We start from the raw sequence: 244 nt of genomic DNA on the forward strand, positions 1-244 counted from the left end.
GTCGCCACCCCGCCATCTGTGCGATAACTTGGCGGATGCACCACTAAGTTGGTGGAAGAAAGACGGCAAATCAACAAACAAACGACATGCCAGCGAACTGGAAGCCGCCAAACACTATGATTCGATGATGCGCCAAATCCACGGTGACAAATGGCAATTTTTAAATTTTAAAACACAATGACTTAATTATGATGCTTCTAAGAGCCTCTAACTTTATGAGATAGTGCGGCACAGCGTTCGCAGG

At 45.9% G+C, this 244-nt stretch carries 1 protein-coding gene; it reads left to right on the top strand.

Annotated elements, in window-relative coordinates; genetic code table 11:
- Positions 1-181, top strand: a 181-nt coding sequence (locus BGIM_RS67620; RefSeq protein WP_040892171.1) for a hypothetical protein, incomplete at its 5' end; no start/stop codon positions are given.
- Between the last annotated feature and the right edge of the window lie 63 nt (positions 182-244).

It is taken from the genome of Zavarzinella formosa DSM 19928 (assembly GCF_000255705.1).
Lineage (GTDB): Bacteria > Planctomycetota > Planctomycetia > Gemmatales > Gemmataceae > Zavarzinella > Zavarzinella formosa.